The following is a 24,654-nucleotide window of genomic DNA, read 5'->3' as shown; positions in this document are numbered from 1 at the left end:
TTGGTGCAAGACGAGCGGGAAGGGGCCAGGCCAGCATACGGTCTACCGATCGGGCGACCTCGAATCCAACGGCCTCCTTCCCGCTCCCATCATAGCAACCATCCAACACACAGGAATCCATGGGCTGCCGACGCGGCGCTGGAGGCGAAGAGCCGGGCGGCGGTTGGGCGAACTTCGCCGCCGAATGGATGCCGGATCAAGTCCGGCATGACGGTTTTGGGTAGGGCGCCGGCGGATGCTTCGACGGGCGCGTCATGAGGAAAGGGTGCGGGTGGACATGACGGATGATGTCGCGGGGGATGCGAAGCGGGGCGGGTTGGCCCAGCTTGTGGCCACCGGGCTGCTGGCGGGGTTCATCGGGTTCGCCAGTTCCTTCGCGATCGTGCTCCATGGGCTGGAAACGGTGGGCGCGAGCCCGGAGCAGGCGGCCTCCGGCCTGCTGGCGCTCAGCCTCGCCATGGGGCTGCTGGGCGTCTGGTTCAGCCATCGGACGAAGATGCCGGTCAGCATCGCCTGGTCGACGCCGGGCGCGGCGCTGCTGATCACCATCGCCGCGCCGGAAGGCGGTTTCCCGGAGGCGGTGGGGGCGTTCCTCGCCGCCGCGGCGATGATCGTCGTCGCGGGGCTGTGGCGGCCGTTCGGCCGCGCCATCGCCGCCATACCGGTGGCGCTCGCCAGCGCCATGCTGGCCGGCGTGCTGCTGGATCTGTGTCTCGCGCCCATGGTCGCGGTGGGGGAGATGCCGGCCTACGCGCTGCCGATCGTGATCTCCTGGGCCGTCGCGCTGCGCTATGCGCGGCTCTACGCCGTACCGGTCGCCGTCGCGGTGACCGCCCTCATGATCTTCCTGGCGACGCCCATGCCGGAAGGCGCGCTGGCGGGCGCATGGCCCCGTCCGGTACTGGTGATGCCGGAATTCTCACTGGACACCATCATCGGCATCGGCCTGCCGCTCTTCATCGTCACCATGGCCTCCCAGAACGTGCCGGGGCTGGCGGTGCTCAACGCCAACGGCTACCGGCCGAAGGTCGGGCCGATCTTCGTCGCCACCGGCGCGGCCAGCGGGGTGACTGCCGCTTTCGGAGGCCATCTGGTCAATCTGGCGGCAATCACGGCGGCGCTCTGCGCCGGGCCGGAAGCCCATCCCGATCCGCGCCGCCGCTATATCGCCGCCATCACGACCGGCTGGACCTATGTCGGTTTCGCCCTGTTCGCGGGGTTCGCCGCCGCCTTCATCGCCGCCGCCCCGCCGCTGCTGATCGAGACGGTGGCCGGGCTCGCCCTGTTCGGCAGCCTTGGCGGCGCGCTGCTTTCGGCGCTGGCGAAGGAAGAGGACCGGCTGCCGGCGGTGCTGACCTTCGTCACCACGGCGTCCGGCCTCTCCTTCTTCGGCGTCGGGGCTGCCTTCTGGGGGCTGGTGGCGGGCGGGCTGCTGATGCTGCTGGGCAGGCTGGGCCGCAAGGGTTGATGCGCGTCCTTGCGGCATGGAAGTTGCGTTTGAGAAGCGGAACATCAAGATGGAGTTTCCATGATTGTCGCCCCTCTCTCCGACGCCATTATCGTCCGTGACGCGACGGAGGCCGACATGGCCGCCATCCAGGCGATCTACGCCCATCATGTGCTGAACGGCGTCGCGACCTTCGAGGAGACCCCGCCTTCGGTGGAGGAGATGATCGTCCGGCGGGCGGCGGTGCTGGCGCTTGGACTGCCCTATCTGGCGGCGGAGATGGGCGGAAGGGTGGTCGGCTACAGCTACGCCACCGGCTACCGCCCGCGCCCGGCCTATCGCCATACGATCGAGAATTCGGTCTATGTCGCCGAAGGCATGGGCGGCAGGGGCGTCGGCGGCGCTCTCATGACGGCGCTGATCGAGGCCTGCGAAAAGGGCCCCTGGCGGCAGATGCTGGCGGTGATCGGCGATGTCGGCAATGCCGGCTCGATCGCCCTCCACCGCCGTCACGGCTTCCGTCATGTCGGGCAGCTGGCGTCCGTCGGCTTCAAGCACGGACGATGGGTCGACACGGTGCTGATGCAGCGGGCGCTGGGCGACGGTGACGGAAGTTTGCCCTGATATCCTGAGAAGGATCAGCCGCCGCTGAGGGCCTTCGCCAGGAAGGGCAGGCTTTCATCCATCCGGTAGTCGATGCCGGAATGGTTGTCCGGGAATTCCTCATAGCGGTGGGCGACGCCCAGCCGGTCCAGCGCCCGGTGCAGGCGGCGCGCGCCATAGAGAAGGTTGTACTGGTCGGTCGTGCCGCAATCGATATAGAGGCCCTTCAGCGTCTTCAGGTTCCCGGCATGGGCGTCGACGATGCGCGCGGGATCCCATTCCAGCCAGGCGGCCCAGCGATCCTCCTGAAGCTCACAGGTTTCCAGGTCGACCGGCAGGCGGACGCCGAACGGGGCCGACGGGTCGGGATCGTAGGTCGCGGCCATGGCGAGGGACATCAGCGCATGGGTGTCGTCGCCCGATGGTTTCGGGTTCGCCTCCAGCGCCTCCATGAACTTCGCCACCGATCCGTCGTGCCGGGCCAACGCCCGCAGCGTGCCCGGCATGTCGGGCAGGTAGCAGAGTTCGAACGCCATATCGCCGGAATGGCAGGCGGCGGCCGACCACGTGTCGGCGCGCCGCATGGCGTGGATGATCGAACCGTAGCCGCCGGAGCTCTTGCCGAAGACGCCGCGCCGTCCTTCGCCGCCGCAGCCGAACCGGCCTTCTACGAAGGGCAGCATCTCCCCGATCAGGAAATCCTCCCAGCGGCCCATGGCGGCGCTGTTGATATACTGGTTGCCGCCCAGCCGGGTGAAGCAGTCGGGGAAGGCGACCGCGACCGGCGGCATCGCGCCCGTGCCGATCAGCCGGTCCAGCCGCTCCGGCGCATTCTCCCCGAAGCTTTTCCAGTTGGTGTGGCTGGGCCCGCCGCCGGTGAAGCCGACCAGGTCGACCAGCAGCGGCAGCTCCGCGCCGTCATGGCCGTCCGGGATATAGACATGGACCGCTCTTTCCGTCGGATCGTCCAGCAGATTGCCGCGCAGCACGGCGCTGTCGAGGGTGAGGCGGTGGACGGTTCCCGCGGGAACGGTGCGGTCTTTGCGCATCGGGTTCTCCGGATTTCGTGTGGCGACGGCTTATAGCATCCAACGTCCGCGCAGCCAAAAAGCGCCGCCCGTCTTAGTGGTCCCATTTCGGACCTATTTTTGGAGCGCCAGGGGCGGAAATATCGTTTCTCTAAGTTGCGAGTAGTTCTCAACTTATTAAATAGTCATAGAAGCTGACCTATCGGCGGTTTTTTGCTCGCCAACCCTGCCCGAATGCCTTAAAACAAGCTTCCGCCATCCTCGATCGGCGGGAAAGTGACTCCGCGCTCTTCAGGATCGTTGCCGCCCATGCCCAACCAGATGCTCCGCTTCACGAAGATCGGTACGGAAATGCCGGACAAGCGCCCGGCCGACATCCGGCGGGAGGACTGGCAGGAGGTCTATGGCGAATTCGCGCGCGCCAAGGCGGAGGAGCAGGCGGGCCGCTGCTCCCAGTGCGGCGTGCCGTTCTGCCAGGTGCACTGCCCGGTTCAGAACAATATCCCCGACTGGCTGAAGCTGACCGCCGAGAACCGGATGGAGGAAGCCTACGAGGTCAGCCAGGCGACCAACAATTTCCCGGAGATCTGCGGCCGCATCTGTCCGCAGGACAGGCTGTGCGAAGGCAATTGCGTGATCGAGCAATCGGGCCATGGCACGGTCACCATCGGGTCGATCGAGAAATACATCAACGACACCGCCTGGGAGATGGGCTGGGTCAAGCCGGTGAAGCCGCTGCGCGAGCGGACGGAGAGCGTCGGGATCATCGGCGGCGGCCCGGCCGGGCTGGCGGCGGCGGAGGAGCTTCGCAAGAAGGGCTACCAGGTCCATGTCTACGACCGGTACGACCGCATGGGCGGGCTGATGATCTACGGCATCCCCAGCTTCAAGCTGGAGAAGGAGGTCGTGGAGCGCCGGACGCGGCTGTTGGCAGATGCCGGCGTCCAGTACCACGCGAATGTCGAGATTGGGCGCGACGCGACGCTGGAGGAACTGCGCGGGCGGCACGATTCGGTGCTGATCGCGACCGGCGTCTACAAGGCGCGCGACCTGAAGGCGCCGGGATCGGGGCTGGGCAACATCGTCCCGGCGATGGAGTTCCTGACCGCCAGCAACCGCAAGGGGCTGGGCGATTCCGTGCCGGATTTCGACAGCGGCAGGCTGAACGCGGCCGGGAAGGACGTCGTCGTCATCGGCGGCGGCGACACGGCGATGGATTGCGTCCGCACCTCCGTCCGCCAGGGCGCGACATCGGTGAAATGCCTCTACCGGCGGAACCGGGCGAACATGCCGGGATCCCAGCGCGAGGTCGCCAACGCCGAGGAGGAGGGCGTCGAGTTCGTCTGGCAGGCGGCGCCGGAGGCTTTCGACGGCGAAGGCGTCGTGACCGGCGTCCGCGCCCACAGGATGCATCTGGGCATTCCCGACGCGTCCGGCCGGCAGACGCCGCAGATGATCGAAGGCTCCGGCTTCACGCTTCAGGCGGACATAGTCATCAAGGCGCTGGGCTTCGATCCGGAGGATCTGCCGGCGCTGTTCGACGCGCCGGAACTGAAGGTCAGCCGCTGGGGCACCGTGTCCATCAGCTACCGGACGATGATGACCAACCTGGAGGGCGTGTTCGCCGCCGGCGACATCGTGCGCGGCGCATCGCTGGTCGTCTGGGCGATCCGCGACGGCCGCGACGCGGCGGCGGCGATCGACCGCTTCCTGTCGGAAAGGGCGACCGCGCAGCTTCAGGCGGCGGAGTAGCCCCTCACCCTCCCGGCGTTCGCCGGGTCCCTCCCTCTCCCCTGAGGGGCGAGGGTGATTTGGTAGCCCTCTCCCCGGCGGGGAGAGGGTTGGGTGAGAGGGTGGTTTGGCGAGATGGCGGAGTTTGAGATGAGCGAAGAGAACGGCCGGCGGTTCGTGGAGGAATGGGACGCCAACGTCCGGGCGCTGACCGAGGCGCATGCCTATGACCCGGCGGACGAGCACGATGCCTGCGGCGTCGGCTTCGTCGCCTCTCTGGACGGATCCAAGCGCCGGGACGTCGTCCAGGCCGGCATCGACGCGCTGAAGGCCGTCTGGCATCGCGGGGCGGTCGACGCCGACGGCAAGACCGGCGACGGGGCGGGCATCCATGTGGAGATCCCGCAGGCCTTCTTCCGCGAACACGTCACCCGCAGCGGCCATGCCCCGACGCAGGACGCGATCGCGGTCGGCCAGGTGTTCCTGCCGCGCACCGACTTCGCCGCCCAGGAAACCTGCCGCTGCATCGTCGAGGGCGAGATCCTGGCTTTCGGCTACTACATCTATGGCTGGCGGCAGGTGCCGCTGGATGTCGAGATCATCGGCGAGAAGGCGAACGCCAGCCGGCCGGAGATCGAACAGATCATGATCGCCAATGCCCGGGGCATCCCCGACGAGGCGTTCGAGCGCGATCTCTACGTCATCCGCCGGCGGATCGAGAAGGCGGTCCGGGCGGAGGGTATCAACGAATTCTACATCTGCTCCCTGTCCTGCCGGTCGATCATCTACAAGGGCATGTTCCTGGCCGAACAGCTCACCTCCTTCTATCCCGACCTGCTGGACGAACGGTTCGTCTCCTCCTTCGCGATCTACCACCAGCGCTATTCGACCAACACCTTCCCGACCTGGCGGCTGGCTCAGCCTTTCCGGATGCTGGCGCATAATGGCGAGATCAACACGCTGCGCGGCAACGTCAACTGGATGAAGGCGCATGAGACGCGGATGGGGGCCGAGGCGTTCGGCGACCATGTCGAGGACATCAAGCCGGTGATCCAGGGCGGATCGTCGGATTCCGCCGCGCTGGACGCCGTCTGGGAGGTGCTGTGCCGGGGCGGCCGGTCCGCGCCGATGGCCAAGGCGCTGCTGATGCCGGAAGCGACCGGCGCGAACACCACCATGCCGGACAGTCACCGGTCGCTCATCGCCTATTGCAACGCGGTGATGGAGCCGTGGGACGGGCCGGCCGCGATCGCCGCGACCGACGGGCGCTGGGTGCTGGGCGGCATGGACCGCAACGGGCTTCGGCCGATGCGCTATACCATCACCGGCGACGGGCTGCTGATCGCGGGGTCGGAGGCCGGGATGGTCCGCGTCGACGAGAGCCGGGTGATCGAGAAGGGCCGCCTGGGGCCGGGGCAGATGATCGCGGTCGACCTCCAGAAGGGCCGGCTCTACCACGACCGGGAGATCAAGGACCTGCTGGCCGACAGCCAGGAATTCGGCGACTGGGTGACCCGGATCAAGGAGCTGGACGAGCTGATCATCGGCCGCGACAAGGAACCGTCGCTGTTCGACAGGGCGGAACTCCGCCGCCGGCAGGTCGGCGCGGGCGTCACCATGGAGGATCTGGAGTTGATCCTCCATCCGATGGTGGAGGACGCCAAGGAGGCCATCGGATCGATGGGCGACGACACGCCGATCGCCATCCTGTCCGACGGCTATCGCGGCCTGCACCATTTCTTCCGCCAGAATTTCAGCCAGGTGACCAACCCGCCGATCGACAGCCTGCGGGAAAGGCGGGTGATGAGCCTGCGGACGCGGCTGGGCAATCTGGGCAACATCCTGGACGAGGATGAAACCCAGTGCCGGCTGCTGCAGCTTGAAAGCCCGGTGCTGTCGACCGCCGAGTATCTGGCGATGCGCGACTATATGGGCGATACGGCGGCGGAGATCGACGCCACCTTCGACCGTCCGGCGGACGGGACCAGCGGCGAGAACGCGCTGCGCGACGCGCTGCGCCGGCTGTGCCGGGAGGCCGAGGACGCGGTGCGCGGCGGCGCGACGCATGTGATCCTGAGCGACGAGAGGATCGGCCCCGACCGGGTGGCGATGCCGATGATCCTGGCGACGGGGGCGGTGCACACGCATCTGGTGAAGCAGAGCCTGCGCACCTTCACCTCCCTGAACGTCCGGTCGATGGAATGCCTGGACGTGCATTATTTCGCGGTGCTGATCGGCGTCGGCGCGACCACGGTCAACGCCTATGTCGCGCAGGAGGCCATTGTCGACCGGCACCGGCGCGGCCTGTTCGGCGATCTGTCGGTGGGGGAGTGCGTCCGCCGCTTCAAGAAGGCGGTCGATGAGGGGCTTCTGAAGATCATGTCCAAGATGGGCATATCGATCATCTCCTCCTATCGCGGCGGCTGCAATTTCGAGGCTGTGGGCCTGTCGCGCTCCATGGTCGCGGAATTCTTCCCCGGCATGGCCAGCCGGATCTCCGGCATCGGCCTGTCGGGCATCCAGAAGAAGGTGCTGGAGCTGCACGGCCGGGCCTTCAGCGAGGAGGTGACGACGCTGCCGGTCGGCGGCTTCTACCGCTATCGCCGGAACGGGGAGCGGCACGCCTATGAGGCGGGGCTGATCCATATGCTGCAGCACGCCTGCGACACCGACAGCTACTCCACCTTCAAGAAATATTCCGAGGCGGTGCGCAAGCAGGCGCCAATCAATCTGCGCGACCTGCTGGAGTTCCGTTCCACCCACGAGGCGCTGTCGGTCGACGAGGTCGAATCGATCACGGAGATTCGCAGGCGGTTCGTCACGCCCGGCATGTCGCTGGGCGCCCTGTCGGCGGAGGCGCACGGGACGCTGAACGTCGCCATGAACCGGATCGGCGCGAAATCCGATTCCGGGGAGGGTGGCGAGGACCCGGCCCGTTTCCGGCCGGACCGGAACGGCGACAACTGGAATTCCGCCATCAAGCAGGTGGCCAGCGGCCGGTTCGGCGTGACGGCGGAATATCTGAACCAGTGCCGGGAGATCGAGATCAAGGTCGCCCAGGGCGCCAAGCCGGGCGAGGGCGGGCAGCTTCCCGGATTCAAGGTGACGGTGGAGATCGCCAAGCTTAGGCATTCCACGCCGGGCGTAATGCTGATCAGCCCGCCGCCGCACCACGACATCTATTCGATCGAGGATCTGGCCCAGCTCATCTACGACCTGAAGCAGATCAACCCGATTGCCAAGGTGACGGTGAAGCTGGTGTCGCGGTCGGGCATCGGCACGATCGCGGCGGGCGTCGCCAAGGCCGGGGCGGACAACATCCTGATCTCCGGCAATGTCGGCGGCACCGGGGCCAGCCCCCAGACCTCCATCAAGTTCGCGGGCGTGCCGTGGGAGATGGGCCTGACAGAGGTCCATCAGGTGCTGACCCTGAACCGGCTGCGCCACCGGGTACGGCTGCGCACCGACGGCGGCATCAAGACCGGCCGCGACGTGGTGGTCGCGGCAATCCTGGGCGCGGAAGAATATGGCGTGGGCACCGCCTCGCTGGTCGCCATGGGCTGCATCATGGTGCGCCAGTGCCATTCCAACACCTGCCCTGTCGGCGTCTGCACCCAGGATTCCGAGCTTCGGAAGAAGTTCACCGGCACGGCGGAGAAGGTGGTCAACCTCTTCACCTTCATGGCGGAGGAGGTGCGCGAGATCCTGGCGCAGCTCGGCTACCGGAATCTGAACGAGATCATCGGCCGCACCGAACTGCTCCACCAGGTCAGCCGGGGCGCGGCCCATCTGGACGACCTCGACCTCAACCCGCTCCTGGCCAAGGCCGATCCGGGCGGGCTGGCCATGTACTGCACCATGGAGGGACGGAACGAGGTTCCCGACACGCTGGATGCGCGGATGATCGAGGATGCGCGGCCGCTGTTCCAGGAGGGTGAGAAGATGCAGCTCACCTACAACGTCCGGAACACCTACCGGGCGATCGGCACGCGCATGTCGTCCATGATCACGCGGAAGTTCGGCATGACCGGCCTGCAGCCGGGGCATGTGACGCTCCGCCTGCGCGGGTCGGCCGGCCAGTCGCTGGGGGCGTTCGCCGTCCAGGGGCTGAAGCTGGAGGTGTTCGGCGACGCCAACGACTATGTCGGCAAGGGGCTTTCCGGCGGCACGATAACGGTGCGGCCATGGACGGCGAGCCCGCTTGTCAGCAACGAGAACACGATCATCGGCAACACGGTCCTCTATGGCGCCACGGCCGGCAAGCTGTTCGCTGCGGGACAGGCGGGCGAACGGTTCTGCGTCCGCAATTCCGGCGCGGTGGTGGTCGTGGAAGGCTGCGGGTCGAACGGCTGCGAATACATGACCGCCGGCACGGCCGTGATCCTGGGCCCTGTGGGCGACAATTTCGCGGCCGGCATGACCGGCGGCATGGCCTTCGTCTACGATTCCAACGACAGCTTCGCCACCCGGGTCAACGACGACAGCGTGATCTGGCATCGGATCGAGACGCCCTATTACGACGATCTGGTGCGGAAGCTGATCGGCGAGCACGTGTCGGAGACCCAGAGCCGTTTCGCGGCCCAACTCCTGAACGACTGGACCCTGGTCAAGGACCGGTTCTGGCAGGTGACGCCGAAGGAAATGGTCGACCGTCTGGACCATCCCACCACCCTCGACCGCGCCGCCGCCCTGCGCCAGCCGGCGGAGTAGGGAGAAAGCTGATGTACGGGATCGACGAAGGCCTTGGAGGTCCATGACGACAAAGAAGGACTCCGCGATCGCGGGGCCCTTCTTCCGTTCAGGCGATGACCTTGCGTGCGGCGCAGCAATCGCTAGAGTGCGCGGCACGATGCGTTGCCTTTATCATCTGCCATTGTCGGCGGCGTCGCGGCTTGTGCGGCTGGCGCTGGCCGAGAAGAAGCTGGATTTCGACCTGAAGGTCGAAAGAGTCTGGGACCGCCGGGACGATTTCCTGGCGCTCAACCCCGCCGGCGAGGTGCCGGTGCTGATCGAGCCGGACGGCACGACGCTGATCGAGGCGCCGGTGATCGTCGAATATCTGGAAGAGGTCCATCCCGAGGTCAGGCTGATCCCGGGCGGGCCGGTCGACCGGGCGGAGGTGCGCCGGCTGCTGGTCTGGTTCGACGTCAAGTTCCGGCAGGAGGTCACCGACAATCTGGCCGGCGAGAAGATCATGAAACGTCTGATGGGGCGGGGCTATCCCAACTCCGAGGCGATCCGCGCGGGCCGGGCCAACATCCACTACCATCTCGACTACATCGCCTATCTGGCGGAGCGGCGGAACTGGCTGGCGGGGGAGGATTTCTCCATCGCCGACATCGCCGCCGGCGCCCATCTTTCGGTTGTCGACTATCTGGGCGACGTGCCGTGGGAGGACCATCCGGCCGCCAAGGAATGGTACGCGCGGATCAAGTCGCGCCCCTGCTTCCGCCCGCTGCTGGGCGATGTGGTGCCCGGCGTCTCCGCGCCCGCCCATTATCCCGACCTGGATTTCTGATGAGGCCCGCCGGTGATCCCAACGGCGATCCCGACGGTTGAATAAGCCCACGATCCTGCGCGCTTTCGCCGCAATTTCGCCGGTATGGAGAGGAAAAGTTCGACCGTCAGTTCCCCCGAACAGAAAGGTCTCTCCCATGTTTCCGCTTCGTCAGCGTCTCGCGGTCCTGGCCCTCGCCCCCATCGCCCTCGCGGCTGCCCCGGCTGCTGCGTTCGAGTCCCGCCCGGTCCCGATCATGGATCAGGTGGTCCTGTCGCTGTCGGCGGAGGATTGGGTGGAGGCGGAGAAGGCGCGCGTCATCGTCGCCGTCGACGCCGCCCTGCCCGGCAGCGACGCCGCGAGCGTGCGGACGGAGATGCTGGCGGCGCTCGACCAGCTGGCCGCCGACGCGGAATGGCGTTTCCTCTCCTTCGATCGCTTCCAGGACGAAAGCGGGCTTGAGCGCTGGCGCGCCCGCGCCGAGGCGCGGCTGCCGGAGACGGCGCTGGGCGGCATCGCCGACCGGGCGGAGGACGCGTCACGGCCGGGCCTCCAGGTCCGGGTGGAGAATACCGATTTCTCCCCGACGCTGGCGGAGATCGAGGCGGTCGAGGCCGATTTGCGCACCGAGCTTTATGAGCGCGCCAGCGAAGAGCTGGATCGGCTGAACCAGGTCTTTCCCGACCGCGACTATCGCGTGGCGTCCATCGATTTCCTCAATCAGGGGTACCATCCGATGATGGACCGCCGCCAGCCGATGATGGCGGCGTCGCGGGCCGAGATGGCGCCGGCTCCTGAGCCGTATGGCGGTGGGCTGTCCGTCTCCCAGAAGCTGACCCTGACCGCCCAGATCGTGCTCCAGGTCCTGGTTCCCCAGGACGATACGGACGATTCGCCCGACGGCAACTGATCCGGCGGTTTTGGAACGCCGCTCCTCATTCTCCGGCTGAGGAGGGGCGGCGGAACAGCCGGCCCGGAATATCCGTTACGAATGTGCAGCGATCGGATTCATTATCCGGAGACCCATAGGTGCCGGCCAGGACGGGGACCTCGGACGAGGGAGCCAACAGGCAATACGCCAGAGGATTGGCGCGCGCTTTCGGTGGGGCGCTGATCTTCGGGTTCCCGATGCTGATGACGATGGAGATGTGGTGGCTGGGCTTCTATGTCGACCGGATGCGCCTGGTGCTGTTTTTCTTCGTCAGCTTCGGCCTGCTGGTCGGGCTGTCGCATTTCTCGGGTTTCGAGAAGACCACCCGCCTGTCCGACAATCTCATGGATTCACTCGCCGCCTATGGTGTCGGGATCATCGCTTCGGCCGTGCTCCTGTCGCTTTTCGGCGTGCTGGAGGCCGACATGCCGATGGGCGAGGTCGCCGGCAAGATCGCCATCCAGAGCGTGCCGGCCGGCATCGGCGCCATCGTCGCGCGCAAGCAGATGGGCGAAAGCGGCGAGGATGAGGACAAGGCGGAGAAGGAAAGGCGCGCCGGCTATGCCGGGCAGCTTTTCCTGATGGCGGCGGGGGCGATGTTCCTGGCGCTGAACGTCGCGCCGACGGAAGAGATGGTGCTGATCTCGTACAAGATGACGCCCTTGCATGCGCTGGGGCTGGTCCTGCTCTCCATCCTCCTCCTGCACGCCTTCGTCTATGCAGTCGGCTTCGGCAGTGAGAAGGAACTGCCCGAGGGCACGAGCTTCCTGGCCGGCATCGTCCATTACAGCGTGGCGGGCTACGGCATCGCGCTCCTGGTCAGCCTCTACACCCTCTGGACCTTCGGCCGCACCGAGGATCTGTCGACGGCGGCGATCGTCATGATGACCGTCGTGCTGGGCTTCCCGGCCGCGCTGGGCGCGGCGAGCGCGAGGCTGATCGTCTGAGATGGCCGGAGCATCGAAGATGGAGAAGCGGGATTCCAGCCACGGCAAGGTGAAGCCTGCTCTCGAATGGTTTGCGGCCGGCGTCGGGCTGGCGCTCACGCTGGCGCTGGTCGGCTTCCTCTTTTGGGAGGCGTTCCAGAAGCCGGGTCAGGTTCCGCCCGATGTGACGGCGGAGCTGGAGATGGTGACGGAGGTCGAGGGCGGCTTCGTGGCGGAAATTGTCGCCCGGAACCGGGCGCCTACCACGGCGGCGGCCGTCATGGTGAGCGCGGAGCTGAAGGATGGCGAGGAGACGATCGCGACCGGCGAGATCACCTTCGACTATATCCCCGGCCGCTCCCTGAACCGTGGCGGGCTCTTCTTCGACCGCGATCCCCGCCAATATGAGCTGGAGTTGCGCGTGATGGGCTATACCGAGCCCTGAGCTTCTATCCCAGCAGCCAGAGGCCGAGAAGGCCCAGCGTTCCCACCACGATCCGCCACCAGGCGAAGGGTGAGAAGCCGTAGCGCGACACGATGTCCAGCAGCGACCGGACGACGACGATGCCGGCGATAAGCGCCGCCACGAAGCCGACGCCTATCAGGATCAGATCGTCGGAACCGAGTATGTCGCGGTTCTTGAACAGGTCGTAGGCGAACGCCCCGGCCATGGTCGGCATGGCGAGGAAGAATGAGAATTCCGCCGCCGACCGCTTGTCCGTCCCCATCAGCAGCGCGCCCGCGATGGTCGCGCCGGAGCGGGAGACTCCCGGCACCATCGCCAGGCACTGGAAGAAGCCGATCTTCAGGCAGAGCGAGAGCGGGTAGTCCGTGATGTCGCGATAGCGCGGCTCGACGGTCCGGCGGTCGATCGCCAGCAGCGCGACGCCGCCGAGGATCAGCATGGCGCAGATGAGGGCCGGCGTCTCGAACAGGACGGTCTTGATGAAATCATGCGCCAGCGCGCCGATGACCATCGCCGGCAGGAAGGCGACGAGGACGCCCAGCACGAAGTGCCGCGCCTTCGCATCGCGCGGCAGATCGACCGCCAACTGCCAGAGCTTGGCCGAATAGACCGACAGGATCGCGATGATGGCGCCGAGCTGGATCAGCACCTCGAACGTGTTGCCGGTGGTCTCGAACCCCAGGAAATGCCCGATCAGCAGCAGATGGCCGGTCGAGGAGACGGGAATGAACTCCGTCAGCCCTTCGACGAGGCCGAGAAAGAGCGCGATGAGAATGTCGGGCATGCCGTGGCTTCGCGAGATGAGGGGAGGCGATTGGATGGGGGAGGGGAACGGCTTCAGGCACCGGAGCGGTCTTTTACCCCAACGCGCCCTTCGCAGTCGCGTCAAAACTGGGGAATCTCCGGCTGCGCGGGAATGGCCGCCGGTACATCACTTGAAAGACCGATTAAAACGATATATCGTTTGAGTCAGTCAAAAATAGGAGACGCAATATGCATATGAATCATGGATGTCATCACCGAGGGATGTGGGCGCACGCGATGGCCGGCAAACGCCATGGCGGGCCGGATCATCGTCAAGGGAGTCATCGCCATGGTGGACGCTCCGGCGGATTCGGCCGATGGGGCGGCGGCGGCAGGGTCTTCGGTCCCGGCGATCTTCGGCTTGTTCTTCTGGCCCTGATCGCGGAACAGCCGCGCCATGGCTATGAGCTGATCAAGGAGATCGAGCAGCGGTTCGGCGGCGGCTATTCGCCCAGCCCTGGATCGGTCTACCCGACCCTGACCCTGCAGGAGGAACTGGGCTATGTCCGCGCGACCGCCTCGGAAGGGGCCAAGAGGCTGTTCGAGATCACCGACGAGGGCCGCGCCTTCCTGGCGGAGAACCAGGCGGCCGTCGACGGGGTGATGGAACGGATGAACCTGGCCGCCCAGGCCATGACCGGCCAGGCCGTGCCCGAAACCGTCCGCCAAGCCATGCACACGCTGAAGGCTGCGCTCCGCTTCCACAGCGCCGGCTGGAACGAGGCGGAAACCGAACGCGTGCGGAAGGCGCTGGAGCGCGCGACGCAGGAGGTCGTGGGCTCCTGAGAGCATCTGTGCTTAGGACGGGCCTGTCGACCGTCCGTCGACAGGCTTGTTCGTGATCGCTCACTTGATGATCGATGGACCTTTGCCGCTCACAGGCCGAAGAGCCTTGCGCTCTCCACTGGGCTAGGAGAATCCGTTCGCAGTTCGTCAAATTATGAAGAAAATCTAACAAAGTTATGAATATTTCATAAATGACCTCTGTTCCGACTGATGTTACTCAGCATAAACGGCTGAGTGCCGCGGGAGGAAATCATGGTCGCAACGCGTCGCCCCAGTGCGACATCTAATGTCTCCCTGGAACTGCGCGCCTGGAACATACGGCGCAAGGCGCTTCTGATGGGCGAGGTTCAAGGACAGGGATACATCGGCCAGGCGCTCGGCATTGCGGACGTCCTGGCGGCCTCGTACTTCCACGCTCTCGAATACCGCCACGAGGATCCCGAATGGGAGGCGCGCGACCGCTTTCTGCTCTCGATCGGCCACTACGCCATCGCGCTCTACGCGGTGTTGATGGAAGCGGGCGTCCTGCCTGAGGAGGAACTCGAAACCTACGGCATGGACGACAGCCGCATGCCGATGTCGGGAATGGCATCGTACACGCCTGGCATGGAAATCACCGGCGGCTCCCTCGGGCATGGGCTCGGCATTGCCGTTGGAATGGCGCTGGGACTGAAGCGCAAGAAGAATCCAGCCTTCGTCTACAATCTGATGTCGGACGGCGAACTCGGTGAAGGCTCCACCTGGGAGGCGGCGATGTCGGGCGCGCACCACAAGCTCGACAACCTGATCTGCCTCGTCGACTTCAACAATCAGCAGGCCGACGGCAAGTCGACCGAGATGCTTTGCTCAGAACCTCTGGAAGCAAAGTGGGAGGCCTTTGGTTGGCATTGTCAGCGCGTGAACGGTAATGATCTGGACGCCGTGGTCACGGCCTTTGACGCCGCCCGCGCGGCCAGCGAAGCCAAACCCCGCATCATCATTTTCGACACCAGGATGTGCAAGGGCGTGCCGTTCCTCGAGAGCCGGGAGATCACCCATTTCGTGCGCGTTGAAGCCGATGAATGGGGCAAGGCGCTGGCGGTTCTGGAAGAAGGAAAGCCGCAATGACCTTAGCGTCGATGGTCCGCAAGTATGAACCGCGGCCCGTACCCAGGAAGGACGGCAAGCGGCTGATGACCTCGGCCATGATCGCCTCGCTGGCTGCGGAGGGCTACGACACCGTCGCGGCGCCCTTCGGTCATGCGCTGGTCGATCTGGCAAGGAAGGATGATCGCATCGTCGGTCTTTCGGCGGACCTCACCAAATACACCGACCTGCACGTCTTCGCGAATGCGCTGCCGGATCGGTTCTATCAGATGGGCATGGCCGAACAGGTGCTCATCTCCGCCGCGGCCGGTCTCGCGCGGGAAGGGTGCATTCCCTTCGCGACGACCTACGCCGTCTTCGCCTCGCGCCGGGCCTACGACTTCATCGCCATGGCAATCGCGGAGGAAAATCTTCCTGTGAAGATCGTCTGCGCCCTGCCGGGCTTGACGACGGGCTACGGCCCGAGCCATCAGGCCACGGAGGATCTGGCGATCTTTCGTGGACTGCCGAACATGACGATCATCGATCCCTGCGACGCTGTCGACATCGCGCAGATGGTGCCGGTGATCGCGGCGCACCCCGGTCCGGTGTATTCGAGACTGCTGCGCGGCAAGGTGCCTTCAGTTCTGACGCGCTACCGGCCTGACTATCAGTTCAAGCTGGGCAAGGCCCAGATGATCCGGGGCGGAAAGGACGTCCTCGTCATCTCGTCTGGCTTTATGACGATGCGCGCGCTCGACGCTGCCGAATTGTTGGCGAAGGACGGAATCGATGTCGCGGTCCTGCATGCGCCAACGATCAAGCCCCTGGATACGGAAACCATTCTGGCCGAAGCCGGTGTCGGCGGTCGGCTCGTCGTGACGGCAGAAAATCATACGATCGTCGGCGGTCTTGGTGAAGCCGTTGCCGGAACGCTCCTGCGTGCCGGAGTAACGCCGACTTTCCGCATGATCGGGCTTCCAGACGAGTTTCTCGAGGCGGGCGCCCTGCCGACGCTGCACGACATGTACGGGATCTCGGTCGGAAAGGTCGCCGAACAGATTAAAGGTTGGCTCTAAGGCGGCCGACGGCTCCGCAATACAGCCGCGACTGAGCATGGTGGGAGGAAACAGGCTGATGGGCCTATTGGACGGCAGGTTCGCAATCGTGACCGGCGCGGCTTCGCCCCGGGGGCTGGGCAAGGGGACGGCGAGGCTTTTCGCCGAGCACGGGGCGACGGTTGCCATTCTCGATCTGGACGCGGAAGCCGCTAGAGCTGCAGCGGCTGATCTCGGACCTCAGAATCTCGGCCTTGCATGCGATGTGATTGACAAGGGCGCATGCGAAGCAGCGGTGGCCGCACTCTTGGACCGCTGGGATCGGATCGACGTGCTGGTCAACAACGCCGGTATCACCCAGCCGCTCAAGATCATGGATATCGCGCCCGAGAATTACGAGGCAGTCCTCGACGTCAACCTCCGCGGCACTCTCTATATGAGCCAGGCGGTCATTCCCGGCATGCGCGCCCGGGGCTTCGGCAGCATCGTCAACCTGAGCTCGGTGTCTGCGCAGCGGGGCGGTGGCATTTTCGGCGGTCCACACTACTCCGCAGCCAAGGCGGGTATTCTTGGCCTTACCAAGGCCATGGCCCGCGAACTCGCGCCCGACAACGTGCGCGTCAACGCGATCTGCCCGGGTTTCATCGCCACCGACATCACGGCAGGAAAACTCACGCCTCAGATGAACAAGGCGATCCTTGATGGCATCCCGATGGGCCGTGCTGGTGAAGCGTCAGACGTCGCTGGGTGCGCCCTGTTCCTTGCCTCCGATCTGTCGGCCTATTGCACCGGCACCGAGGTCGACGTGAATGGAGGCTCGCTTATTCACTGAGTTGGTGACGCCGGAGGAATAAACGGCGCGCCCGACAATCAACCATAAACTTAACCAAGGAGGAGGAGAACATGGGACACAAACTGTTGGCCCTACTGGCCACCACAGTGATCGCGAGCGGCGGTGCCCAGGCCCAAGAGATCATCTTCGCACACGGTGAGAACCCCGGTAATCCGCGCTATGTCGCCGCCGAAGAATGGGCGGAATTGTTCACCGCATGCACTGGTGGCGAGCAGACCGTTAACGTCGCACCTTCGGCGACGATGGGTGACGACGTTGAGATGCTGACCTCAGTGGCTGCGGGAGTCATCCAGGTCACCGCTAACAGTCAAGGCGCCATGTCGCAGATCGTGCCGGAGATCGGCCTGATCGGACTGCCCTTCCTCTTCGAGGAACAGACAACGGCTTGGGAGGTACTCGACGGAGAGATCGGCGACATGCTGGATGAACACGCCCAGCAGGCGGGGCTGAAGATCCTAGGATTCTGGGACAACGGCATCCGCCACGTCAGCCACGTATCGAAGGCGGTGCCGTCGCCGTCCGACATCTCCGGCATGAAGATCCGCACACCGCCCGACCAGATGACCATCGACATCTTTCAGGCGCTCGGCGCTTCTCCGGCTCCGCTCGCCTTCTCTGAACTGCCGACTGCCCTGCAATCTGGCGTGTTCGATGGTCAGGAGAATCCGCTGATCAACATCTACACGTCGAAGATCCACGAGATCACGCCCTTCATCACCCTTACCGGCCATAAGTACGAGAGTACGCCGGTCGTCGCCGGGCTGGCCTGGTGGTCGGGGCTGGATGAAGAGACGCAGAATTGCGCGCTCGAGGCCACCGCCGAGGCTGGCAAGCTTCAGAGGGAGATGTCGCTCGAAGCCAACGATAGCCTGCGCCCCACAATGGAAGCTGAGGGCGTGACTTTCACTGCGGCCGACCATCAGGCTTATGTCGAGGCGACGGCGTCGGTCTATGAGAAGTATTCGGCCGAGTATCCAGAACTGGTCGAAGCGCTGCAGTCAGCCGTAGGTCAGTAGTGGCGATCGGGAGCCCGGCATCCCGGACCGATGGCGGTAAGGGGCGTGAGCGCCCCTTACTCCGCTGGGTCGTCGGACTAGTAACGCTTCTCGACTGGAGCGGGCGCTGCGTCGCCGTGCTGTGCCTTGGCTTCATGTTCGTGGCGCTCCTGCTCAACGTGATTTTGCGCTACGCCTTCGGCGCGGGTATCACCTGGGCCTACGAGATTCACGCTCTTCTGCTTCCCTGGCTGGTCGGTGGCGGCATCGTCATCGCCGCGGCCAGAGGTCGAAACATCGCCATCAATTTGCTTCCGAACTTTCTCCGTGAGCGGGCCCGTCTGCGCCTTCTGCTCGTGATCGAACTCGCAATACTGGCGATCTGCATCAGCGTGCTGTGGTCCAGTCAGCCGATCCTCAAGGCGGCGCAGTTCCAAAACCTCTCTACGCTGGGCATCAAGCAGATCTGGGGCTATGCGAGCCTGATCTATGCCTTTGCCGGAATGGCGCTCATCGCCATCGCGGATATTTTGATCCTGCTCTCTGGCGGGAACATCGGCGACGACGATCCAAGTCATGCGAGCCTGAGTTGAAAAGGACCGTGTCATGACCTTGATCATGGTCTGGGTATTCTTCCTGCTTCTTGCCATCGCGGTTCCCGTCGCACATGCGATGCTCGGTGGTGTTGCGGTCGCGCTCTGGCTTGACGGCAAGCCGATGGCGGTGATTGCCCAGCGCCTCTACACACCGACCCAGAGCTTTCCGATGCTCGCGATCCCGTTCTTCATCCTTGCGGGCAGCCTGATGATGTCGGGCAAGTTCGGCGTTTACCTCATCAACATTGCTCGCCTTCTTGTCGGTCACTTCAAGGGCGGCCTCGGCCAAGTGTCGATCATCGGGTCGATCATGTTCGGCGGCGTGTCCGGTTCAGCGGTCGCAGACGCCTCGGCACTCGGCAATGCGCTCATCCCGGTGCAACAGAAGGAAGGATATCCAGGCGGGTTCGCTGCCGCCATCAATGCTTCCTCGTCCACCGTGTCGGTCCTGATCCCACCCTCGATCCCGCTGATTCTCTACGGGCTGGTATCGAACGTCTCGATCGTGGATCTGTTCGTGGCTGGCATTCTGCCCGGCCTTATGCTGGGCATCGGAATGTTCATCGCGGTCTGGTGGGTAGCGCGTCGTCGCGATCTTCCGCGCTCACCGCTCCACGGCGGCTTTCGCGCCTTCCGCAGTCAGATATTCGCTGCGATCCCGGCACTGCTGATGCCGGTCTTCGTGATCGGCACTCTGCGCTTCGGCATTGCGACGCCAACCGAAGTCAGCGTCATGGCTGTGGCCTATGCCCTCCTGGTGAGCGGCCTCATCTATCGGGACCTGACATGGCGCGGCATCTGGTCGGCGTCCGTCGAGACCGCAATGATGACCGGGGCGGTGATGTTCATCATCATGGCGTCGTCGACCATCCAGTGGCTATTAACTGCGGAGCGGGTTCCGCAGGAGCTCACGCTTTGGATGACATCAGCCTTCAGCGAGCCGTGGATGGTCATCCTGGTGCTGAACATCATCATGCTGGTGATCGGAGCGTTCCTCGATCTCCCGGCTGCAGTGCTGTTGCTCGGGCCTCTGTTCGTCATCATTGGACAGGCGATCGGCATCGATCCGGTCCAGTTGGGCCTGATGATGGTCGTTAATCTCTCGATCGGCCTCTACACCCCACCTGTGGGGACGACCCTCTTCATCTCAGTGGCGATTGCACGGGTTGGCATAGGCGAAACGGTAAAGGCCCTAGCACCCTTCTACCTCGTCGCGCTCCTGGTTCTCTTCCTGATCTCATACGTTCCGGCGTTGACGATCTATTAGCTAAGGGGACGAGTTCCGCCAATCCATCAGGCCTGAGCCGGTCTCGGCCCTGAACGTGCAGCCGAAGCCTTCGAGAAGCACGCGCGCTTCGCGCTCATGTTCCAGGGCAGTCGTGGTGAGCCAGTCGGAAAAGCGCCCGATAATCCGACGGTTGAAATGTTGCGGCGGGCAGACGAACCAGTAGGCCGGAAAATCGATTACGGCGAACCTGGTTGAGAACGGGACGAGTTCACCTTTCCTCAGTTCGGGAAGGCAGAGGTTCACGCTGTCGAGAGCGAGCCCGCCACCCTGCTTCGCCAGCTCGATTGACATTGACGAGCGGTCGAAACGGAAGGGGTACGTGAGATCCGGCAGTTCGACCCTGTTCGATGCGAGCCACAGATCCCACCGGAACAGAGCCTTGACGCTGTCGATCAGCCGCGCCGACCGCAACTGCTCGACCGGATCATCGGAAATCTGTTGCAGCTTCTCGAGGTAGTCCGGGCTGCAAAGCGGCAGAACAAGATCGTTCATGACGACATTGACGGTCAGCCCGGACCAACCGCCGTGTCCATACCGCAGGTCAAAATCTATGGCCTCCGCGTCGAAAGCAGTGAAATCCGGCGTGGCGTCCACTCTGATGTTCCATTCAGGGTTCTCAGCCGCGAAACTGGCTATTCTCGGGCCGAGCCATCGCACTCCGAAGCTCGGGCTGGTCCGTATGGTAAGTTTACGAACGTCTCTATGCCGCGTGATGGCGCTGCGCGCGTTCCGGATTGCGACGAATGCTTGGGTGGTCGCCTGGAACAGCCGATCGCCATCCAGCGTCAAGACGAGCCGCTTCTTCTCCCGTCGAAAGAGCTTCACTCCGAACTGCGTTTCCAGGAGGCGGACCTGCTGGCTGACGGCGGATGGAGATACGCGGAGTTCCTCGGCGGCTTTTGTCACCGTCCCAAGCCGCGCGACCGCTTCGAAGTACTCCGTCGCCTTGATGTTGATATCACGCATCATCAACGCCTATCCCAGCTACCAGAGATTAGGCCCCGTAGCGTGTATTCAAAGATTGTCAGGATGGCCAGCGTCGACGCCATTCGCGTCCCTATCCGGGCCTCGCGGCTGTTGCGGCGGGCGCCTTCTGCTCGAAATACTCACCGCTGTCTCGACGCCAACCGATCTATGCCAACGAAGCATGCACGTGCCTGTACGTTGTCAGATAACGTGGTCTAAAACATTCGCTAACCCATTGATACAGGGTTTCCGCGTGCCATAAAAACCGGTTGTCTTTGCCAGGATTGATGTACTTCTCAGCAAGTCGTGCCAGAATTGTTGACATCTGCTTTCGCAGGTCCAAACGAAGACCGGATTCGGCGGCTTTAGACGACCACCTCGCGGGTTGAGTTGCCTTCCGGGCTGACAAGTCCGCTCAACACCGCACCCACGACTTCCTCAAGAGGCGCTGCTCGCGGACTCATCTCTTTCAGTGCGGCCTGCACTTTGGTGAGGAGCGCGAATTCCTTTTTCTTTGCACCTCCTCGGGTGCTGGTCGCACGCCTCATCAAGATGCGCTGCAAGTCCATCGCCTCCTTCGAGAGCAGTTCCAGTCCGCGAGTGAGCCAGATCTCGACCTCAGGCTTTACTGAATCGTCGAGGTTGAAGGTTGAGCGGTTGCTGCCGAAGTAGCCGAAGCGCCAGAGTAGGTCGTAGGTCTCGTCAAAATCGAGGCCGACAAGAAGGTTGGGAATTGGTTGCTCAATGCCGTGGAGCATGGCCTGCAGATAGCGAGGTCCCTTGATGGTTCCGACGGGTACCGGGGGCATCCACGTTGAAAGGTCCTCATCGGTAAGCGGGAAGTTGCAGTTGCACAATTGCACTGATCTCGTCCGCCAATCGAGAAACCTCCCGCACTGCGGGCAACCCGCTAACAGGCGATTGCCGTGATCCATGCATGAACGCACGAACCGTAAATCCCAGATGGCTCGATGATGCGGGGATTCCTGTAAACATCGCGGACAAACTCGCCTGACATTCCGCGCAAATAAATCTACGGGCACATCGTGGCCGAGAGATGTGGATACGGAGACGTCTCTCTTCTGCCGTGGCTGATTCGGCGCCATCGCCCTAAGGGCGGAGAACTCGATGCCCGCGACTCTGGAAAATCGCTCGATGTCGTCGTCGGAGTACCAGACTTGGGGAAATCGGACTTTGGCCACCTCGGCAACCCAGGAGACCTTATCGAAGAGATTGGCCTCCGCCAGCCGTGCGATAAACCCGTTGAAGCTCTCTCCGGGTATCGGCTCGCAGCGGATTGGTAGCCGGGGGATATTCTTGCTGTCCAAAAGGCCCATAGATGCAATCTCGTGCCGATACCGGCGGCAACACATGCCGTGCGGCCGACGCGTCTACTACAACAGGCGGCGATATGTGCGGGAGGCTCGAATGGATTGCTTCACCGCCGCTCCCGAAACGACGTTTCCGCCGCAATTAATATTTCAGGTCACTCTGGCAGATTGCTCGCCCGCAGAGATCAATCTCACCTCCAGTCTAGCCGGAAGCTCTGGCGCATCATGGCTGCCGTTCGAGTAGTAAACCCCGATTCTTCACCGTCAAAACCGTTGATGATCACGGCTCCGATTTTGTTCGTTTCAACATTATCGCATATCCTCTTGTGTCATGCGTCAGCGTTTGAATGATGGATAGCATCTGAGCTAACGGCTACTGAAAGCAACGGCGATGCATACGCAGAATTCATCCGGATTATTATTTGACAGTAGCAAAGCTTACATTTTAGGCAGATCAAAACGAGACGTTTCCGATAACTCTCATGGTGAGCAATTCTTGATCATCGAGGGTTGGGTAATGCCGGGTGGCATCGAGGATGGTTCATACGACTATTTGTCGTTACCTTGCTCTCCTGAAGCCCTCGCCATCAAAATTGGTAAATGGTTCGATCATGAGCGCTATGAACGGAACCTCCTTGAATCTTGGGCTGAACAAGGCGCCATAGCTGAAACCGTCGATGAGATTCAGAATCGTTTGCTGGGAGTCTCGATCTGGTGTGTTCACGTGGCACCAAGCTACGATGACTTGCTCGCGGAGATCGAGGTAGCCGCGACAGCGCTGAAGAAGCGGCGGATCGTTCCCGATTTTCGCGTCGCTTTCGACGCACAGTTCGACGCTAATGAGGCCGCATCCCATCTGTGCATCGCCCTCAATCAGCGGCAAACGTTGGGTGGCGAGCAAACCACTGATCAACTTCTCGAATGATGAAGATGTGCGGTTCTTCTGCTGGTTCCTCTAGGAAGTCCAGTGGTATCGGAATGGGGCAATGATCGTTAATGTCTGAGAAGTGAGGTCGTGCCTTCCGCCTCTTCGGAGCAACGAACGAAGCTCGGAAGAGCATGACGGGTTCGGTTGCTTAGATCCAAAGTTGGCCAATCTCGGTGATTTTCGAGCCGAACCAAAAGCGGAACCAGTAAATCCGCGCGGGCTTCCCGTCTTTTTGCCTGCTGGTATACGGGGGGAAGTCCGCCAGCAAAACGAGAATATATGGGATCCAACGCTCCTCCAGGCCGACGTGACCCCAAATCTGTTTTTCGTCCGCCTCGTCCAGTAGAGATAGAAACTCCCTAACGCTCAAAAACGGGACCATCGCTTCCAAGCGACGATAATGCTTAACCCAATTTCTTTTGAAGGCGCGCTTGAGTGAGCGCGCCGCACCTGGGTCTGGGTTTGTCGGTGTCAAATCGAGATAAGGTTCACCCGCCGGTTTTTTGCTGGGGCAGAATCCACCGTCACTGGGATGAGCAAAGTGAGCGGATCGCTGCGTCGTGGCTGCACGGACGGCGAGGCGTTGAAGGCAGTACGGGCATCGCGCCTTGCGCCGATCATCGGATATACTACGATCGACAGATCGGTGGCCAATTTCGCGTTCGTAGGCCTCGGCATTGATCTTTCGATCAGCACTAGGATGGAGCGCCGCGCGCATGGAAATTCTACCCTTGCTGTTTGCTCGATCGGAGAATGGCTTTTGTACGCAAGAACTAGAATCGAGGAGCGAACAAAACATTAAGTTCACATTGCCTCTGAAGTAGTTTGTATGGCTTGAATGCTCCACCGTGAGGATTCTGACCAGTGCCTGAAGCGGTTGATGCGTTGCGCGACCGCGGCCGCCCCACGTGACCGCCGATTGCGTCGCTGCTCCGGCGCGTGCGAAGAGCCTCGCCGACGATCAGCCCGTGGCTACGCTCTCATGAGGCTTCTGCCTAGAGCGCCTAACCGCCTCGGCCTTCGATGAGGAGCGGGCAAATTCGCCCGCTCCAATCGGAGGCATCAATGAAAACATTCACTCTCATGCTGGCCACAGGGCCGGAGCAGATCTCCATCCATCCCATGGTTTGGGATGGTTTTGAGGAGATCGCGCGCCGAGAGAGCGCGACGCCATCAGAAGTTGTCCAGCAACTCGTGAATGATCGGCGGCCTGACGATTTGGCCGCCGCGATCGTCGCCGAGGTTGTGGCCTATTTCAGGGTGCTGGTGGCCCGGCTGGAGCTGGAGGCCGAGCAGCGTCGGCGTGTCCGCAGGAACTGACGGGTCAAAAGAAGCGGGATGGCCTGGGTCATCCC

General features: G+C 63.4%; 22 protein-coding genes. 17 read left to right on the top strand and 5 right to left on the bottom strand.

Translation table 11 applies throughout. The features are described from left to right. Positions 1 to 277: 277 nt before the first annotated feature. Together AAFN89_RS04475 and AAFN89_RS04470 are read left to right on the top strand one after the other, a co-directional pair. Entirely contained in the window at positions 278 to 1,468 is a 1,191-nt protein-coding gene (locus tag AAFN89_RS04475) for a benzoate/H(+) symporter BenE family transporter (RefSeq protein WP_347536344.1), read from the top strand. Positions 1,469 to 1,528: 60 nt separating this feature from the next. Then, positions 1,529 to 2,071, top strand: coding sequence for an N-acetyltransferase family protein (locus tag AAFN89_RS04470; RefSeq protein WP_347536342.1), 543 nt, complete (start codon positions 1,529 to 1,531; stop codon positions 2,069 to 2,071). A gap of 14 nt (positions 2,072 to 2,085) precedes the next feature. Here the strand turns inward: AAFN89_RS04470 and AAFN89_RS04465 are convergent, their stop codons facing one another. After that, complete coding sequence (locus AAFN89_RS04465) at positions 2,086 to 3,099, bottom strand: alpha/beta hydrolase-fold protein (RefSeq protein WP_347536340.1); 1,014 nt, start codon at positions 3,097 to 3,099, stop codon at positions 2,086 to 2,088. A 288-nt stretch (positions 3,100 to 3,387) separates the two neighbouring features. Between AAFN89_RS04465 and AAFN89_RS04460 the strand changes: the two genes are divergently transcribed. The 6 genes from AAFN89_RS04460 to AAFN89_RS04435 all read left to right on the top strand — a co-directional run bounded on the left by AAFN89_RS04460 (position 3,388) and on the right by AAFN89_RS04435 (position 12,608). Beyond that, the gene (locus AAFN89_RS04460; protein ID WP_347536338.1) at positions 3,388 to 4,830 is read left to right on the top strand and encodes an NAD(P)-dependent oxidoreductase; all 1,443 of its coding nucleotides are present in this window, start codon (positions 3,388 to 3,390) and stop codon (positions 4,828 to 4,830) included. A 129-nt stretch (positions 4,831 to 4,959) separates the two neighbouring features. Next, a complete protein-coding gene (gene gltB, locus AAFN89_RS04455) occupies positions 4,960 to 9,519 on the top strand; it encodes a glutamate synthase large subunit (RefSeq protein ID WP_347536336.1) in 4,560 nt (1,519 codons plus the stop codon). Between the two features lie 139 nt (positions 9,520 to 9,658). Beyond that, positions 9,659 to 10,327 (top strand): glutathione S-transferase family protein, encoded by a 669-nt coding sequence (locus AAFN89_RS04450; RefSeq protein WP_347536334.1) that lies wholly within the window; start codon positions 9,659 to 9,661, stop codon positions 10,325 to 10,327. A gap of 136 nt (positions 10,328 to 10,463) precedes the next feature. Beyond that, positions 10,464 to 11,216: a hypothetical protein gene (locus AAFN89_RS04445; RefSeq protein WP_347536332.1), complete on the top strand. Its 753-nt coding sequence runs from the start codon at positions 10,464 to 10,466 to the stop codon at positions 11,214 to 11,216. A gap of 119 nt (positions 11,217 to 11,335) precedes the next feature. Beyond that, on the top strand, positions 11,336 to 12,184 hold the full coding sequence (locus AAFN89_RS04440) for a TIGR02587 family membrane protein (protein ID WP_347536330.1): 849 nt from the start codon (positions 11,336 to 11,338) through the stop codon (positions 12,182 to 12,184). A 1-nt stretch (position 12,185) separates the two neighbouring features. Continuing rightward, positions 12,186 to 12,608: a hypothetical protein gene (locus AAFN89_RS04435; protein ID WP_347536328.1), complete on the top strand. Its 423-nt coding sequence runs from the start codon at positions 12,186 to 12,188 to the stop codon at positions 12,606 to 12,608. A gap of 4 nt (positions 12,609 to 12,612) precedes the next feature. Here AAFN89_RS04435 and AAFN89_RS04430 read toward each other — a convergent pair whose 3' ends face one another. Beyond that, positions 12,613 to 13,413, bottom strand: a complete 801-nt coding sequence (locus AAFN89_RS04430) for an undecaprenyl-diphosphate phosphatase (protein WP_347536326.1) — start codon at positions 13,411 to 13,413, stop codon at positions 12,613 to 12,615. Between the two features lie 257 nt (positions 13,414 to 13,670). On the opposite strand from AAFN89_RS04430, the gene AAFN89_RS04425 reads away from it, so the two are divergent. The 7 genes from AAFN89_RS04425 (at position 13,671) to AAFN89_RS04395 (ending at position 20,053) form a co-directional block, all read left to right on the top strand. Beyond that, complete coding sequence (locus tag AAFN89_RS04425) at positions 13,671 to 14,219, top strand: PadR family transcriptional regulator (protein WP_347536324.1); 549 nt, start codon at positions 13,671 to 13,673, stop codon at positions 14,217 to 14,219. Between the two features lie 252 nt (positions 14,220 to 14,471). Then, complete coding sequence (locus AAFN89_RS04420; protein WP_347536322.1) at positions 14,472 to 15,326, top strand: transketolase; 855 nt, start codon at positions 14,472 to 14,474, stop codon at positions 15,324 to 15,326. After that, on the top strand, positions 15,323 to 16,363 hold the full coding sequence (locus AAFN89_RS04415; protein ID WP_347536320.1) for a transketolase family protein: 1,041 nt from the start codon (positions 15,323 to 15,325) through the stop codon (positions 16,361 to 16,363). Before AAFN89_RS04420 ends, AAFN89_RS04415 begins: the two co-directional genes overlap by 4 nt. A gap of 58 nt (positions 16,364 to 16,421) precedes the next feature. Further along, positions 16,422 to 17,174, top strand: a complete 753-nt coding sequence (locus tag AAFN89_RS04410) for an SDR family NAD(P)-dependent oxidoreductase (RefSeq protein WP_347536318.1) — start codon at positions 16,422 to 16,424, stop codon at positions 17,172 to 17,174. Between the two features lie 71 nt (positions 17,175 to 17,245). After that, the gene (locus tag AAFN89_RS04405) at positions 17,246 to 18,211 is read left to right on the top strand and encodes a TRAP transporter substrate-binding protein (protein ID WP_347536316.1); all 966 of its coding nucleotides are present in this window, start codon (positions 17,246 to 17,248) and stop codon (positions 18,209 to 18,211) included. Between the two features lie 134 nt (positions 18,212 to 18,345). Beyond that, positions 18,346 to 18,783, top strand: coding sequence for a TRAP transporter small permease subunit (locus AAFN89_RS04400; RefSeq protein WP_347536314.1), 438 nt, complete (start codon positions 18,346 to 18,348; stop codon positions 18,781 to 18,783). 13 nt (positions 18,784 to 18,796) lie between these two features. After that, positions 18,797 to 20,053 (top strand): TRAP transporter large permease, encoded by a 1,257-nt coding sequence (locus AAFN89_RS04395; protein WP_347536312.1) that lies wholly within the window; start codon positions 18,797 to 18,799, stop codon positions 20,051 to 20,053. Here AAFN89_RS04395 and AAFN89_RS04390 read toward each other — a convergent pair whose 3' ends face one another. Both AAFN89_RS04390 and AAFN89_RS04385 read right to left on the bottom strand, forming a co-directional pair. Beyond that, positions 20,054 to 21,043 carry a LysR family transcriptional regulator gene (locus AAFN89_RS04390; protein WP_347536309.1) on the bottom strand — a complete coding sequence of 330 codons (990 nt, stop codon included), beginning with the start codon at positions 21,041 to 21,043 and terminating at the stop codon, positions 20,054 to 20,056. A gap of 362 nt (positions 21,044 to 21,405) precedes the next feature. Beyond that, positions 21,406 to 22,377, bottom strand: coding sequence for a TniQ family protein (locus tag AAFN89_RS04385; protein WP_347536307.1), 972 nt, complete (start codon positions 22,375 to 22,377; stop codon positions 21,406 to 21,408). A gap of 385 nt (positions 22,378 to 22,762) precedes the next feature. On the opposite strand from AAFN89_RS04385, the gene AAFN89_RS04380 reads away from it, so the two are divergent. Continuing rightward, entirely contained in the window at positions 22,763 to 23,296 is a 534-nt protein-coding gene (locus tag AAFN89_RS04380) for a hypothetical protein (RefSeq protein WP_347536305.1), read from the top strand. Between the two features lie 151 nt (positions 23,297 to 23,447). Here the strand turns inward: AAFN89_RS04380 and AAFN89_RS04375 are convergent, their stop codons facing one another. Then, a complete protein-coding gene (locus tag AAFN89_RS04375) occupies positions 23,448 to 24,017 on the bottom strand; it encodes a hypothetical protein (protein WP_347536303.1) in 570 nt (189 codons plus the stop codon). 347 nt (positions 24,018 to 24,364) lie between these two features. On the opposite strand from AAFN89_RS04375, the gene AAFN89_RS04370 reads away from it, so the two are divergent. Further along, positions 24,365 to 24,619, top strand: coding sequence for a hypothetical protein (locus tag AAFN89_RS04370; protein ID WP_347536301.1), 255 nt, complete (start codon positions 24,365 to 24,367; stop codon positions 24,617 to 24,619). The last annotated feature ends 35 nt before the right edge of the window (positions 24,620 to 24,654 follow it).

The sequence above is a fragment of the Inquilinus sp. CAU 1745 genome (assembly GCF_039839375.1).
In the GTDB taxonomy this organism is placed as follows: Bacteria; Pseudomonadota; Alphaproteobacteria; order DSM-16000; family Inquilinaceae; genus JBDOQU01.
The sequence above is the reverse complement of the archived record's forward strand: the minus strand, read 5'-3'. Positions and strand labels throughout refer to the sequence as shown.

Coding starts and splice junctions, on each gene's coding strand:
- AAFN89_RS04375 (WP_347536303.1), bottom strand. CDS start 24,017: ATGCGCGCGGCGCTCCATCCTAGTGCTGATCGAAAGATCAATGCCGAG.
- AAFN89_RS04450 (WP_347536334.1), top strand. CDS start 9,659: ATGCGTTGCCTTTATCATCTGCCATTGTCGGCGGCGTCGCGGCTTGTG.
- AAFN89_RS04445 (WP_347536332.1), top strand. CDS start 10,464: ATGTTTCCGCTTCGTCAGCGTCTCGCGGTCCTGGCCCTCGCCCCCATC.
- AAFN89_RS04465 (WP_347536340.1), bottom strand. CDS start 3,099: ATGCGCAAAGACCGCACCGTTCCCGCGGGAACCGTCCACCGCCTCACC.
- AAFN89_RS04460 (WP_347536338.1), top strand. CDS start 3,388: ATGCCCAACCAGATGCTCCGCTTCACGAAGATCGGTACGGAAATGCCG.
- AAFN89_RS04410 (WP_347536318.1), top strand. CDS start 16,422: ATGGGCCTATTGGACGGCAGGTTCGCAATCGTGACCGGCGCGGCTTCG.
- AAFN89_RS04435 (WP_347536328.1), top strand. CDS start 12,186: ATGGCCGGAGCATCGAAGATGGAGAAGCGGGATTCCAGCCACGGCAAG.
- AAFN89_RS04400 (WP_347536314.1), top strand. CDS start 18,346: ATGTTCGTGGCGCTCCTGCTCAACGTGATTTTGCGCTACGCCTTCGGC.
- AAFN89_RS04420 (WP_347536322.1), top strand. CDS start 14,472: ATGGTCGCAACGCGTCGCCCCAGTGCGACATCTAATGTCTCCCTGGAA.
- AAFN89_RS04395 (WP_347536312.1), top strand. CDS start 18,797: ATGACCTTGATCATGGTCTGGGTATTCTTCCTGCTTCTTGCCATCGCG.
- AAFN89_RS04430 (WP_347536326.1), bottom strand. CDS start 13,413: ATGCCCGACATTCTCATCGCGCTCTTTCTCGGCCTCGTCGAAGGGCTG.
- AAFN89_RS04405 (WP_347536316.1), top strand. CDS start 17,246: ATGGGACACAAACTGTTGGCCCTACTGGCCACCACAGTGATCGCGAGC.
- gltB (WP_347536336.1), top strand. CDS start 4,960: ATGAGCGAAGAGAACGGCCGGCGGTTCGTGGAGGAATGGGACGCCAAC.
- AAFN89_RS04370 (WP_347536301.1), top strand. CDS start 24,365: ATGAAAACATTCACTCTCATGCTGGCCACAGGGCCGGAGCAGATCTCC.
- AAFN89_RS04425 (WP_347536324.1), top strand. CDS start 13,671: ATGGCCGGCAAACGCCATGGCGGGCCGGATCATCGTCAAGGGAGTCAT.
- AAFN89_RS04385 (WP_347536307.1), bottom strand. CDS start 22,377: ATGGGCCTTTTGGACAGCAAGAATATCCCCCGGCTACCAATCCGCTGC.
- AAFN89_RS04380 (WP_347536305.1), top strand. CDS start 22,763: ATGCATACGCAGAATTCATCCGGATTATTATTTGACAGTAGCAAAGCT.
- AAFN89_RS04470 (WP_347536342.1), top strand. CDS start 1,529: ATGATTGTCGCCCCTCTCTCCGACGCCATTATCGTCCGTGACGCGACG.
- AAFN89_RS04415 (WP_347536320.1), top strand. CDS start 15,323: ATGACCTTAGCGTCGATGGTCCGCAAGTATGAACCGCGGCCCGTACCC.
- AAFN89_RS04475 (WP_347536344.1), top strand. CDS start 278: ATGACGGATGATGTCGCGGGGGATGCGAAGCGGGGCGGGTTGGCCCAG.
- AAFN89_RS04390 (WP_347536309.1), bottom strand. CDS start 21,043: ATGATGCGTGATATCAACATCAAGGCGACGGAGTACTTCGAAGCGGTC.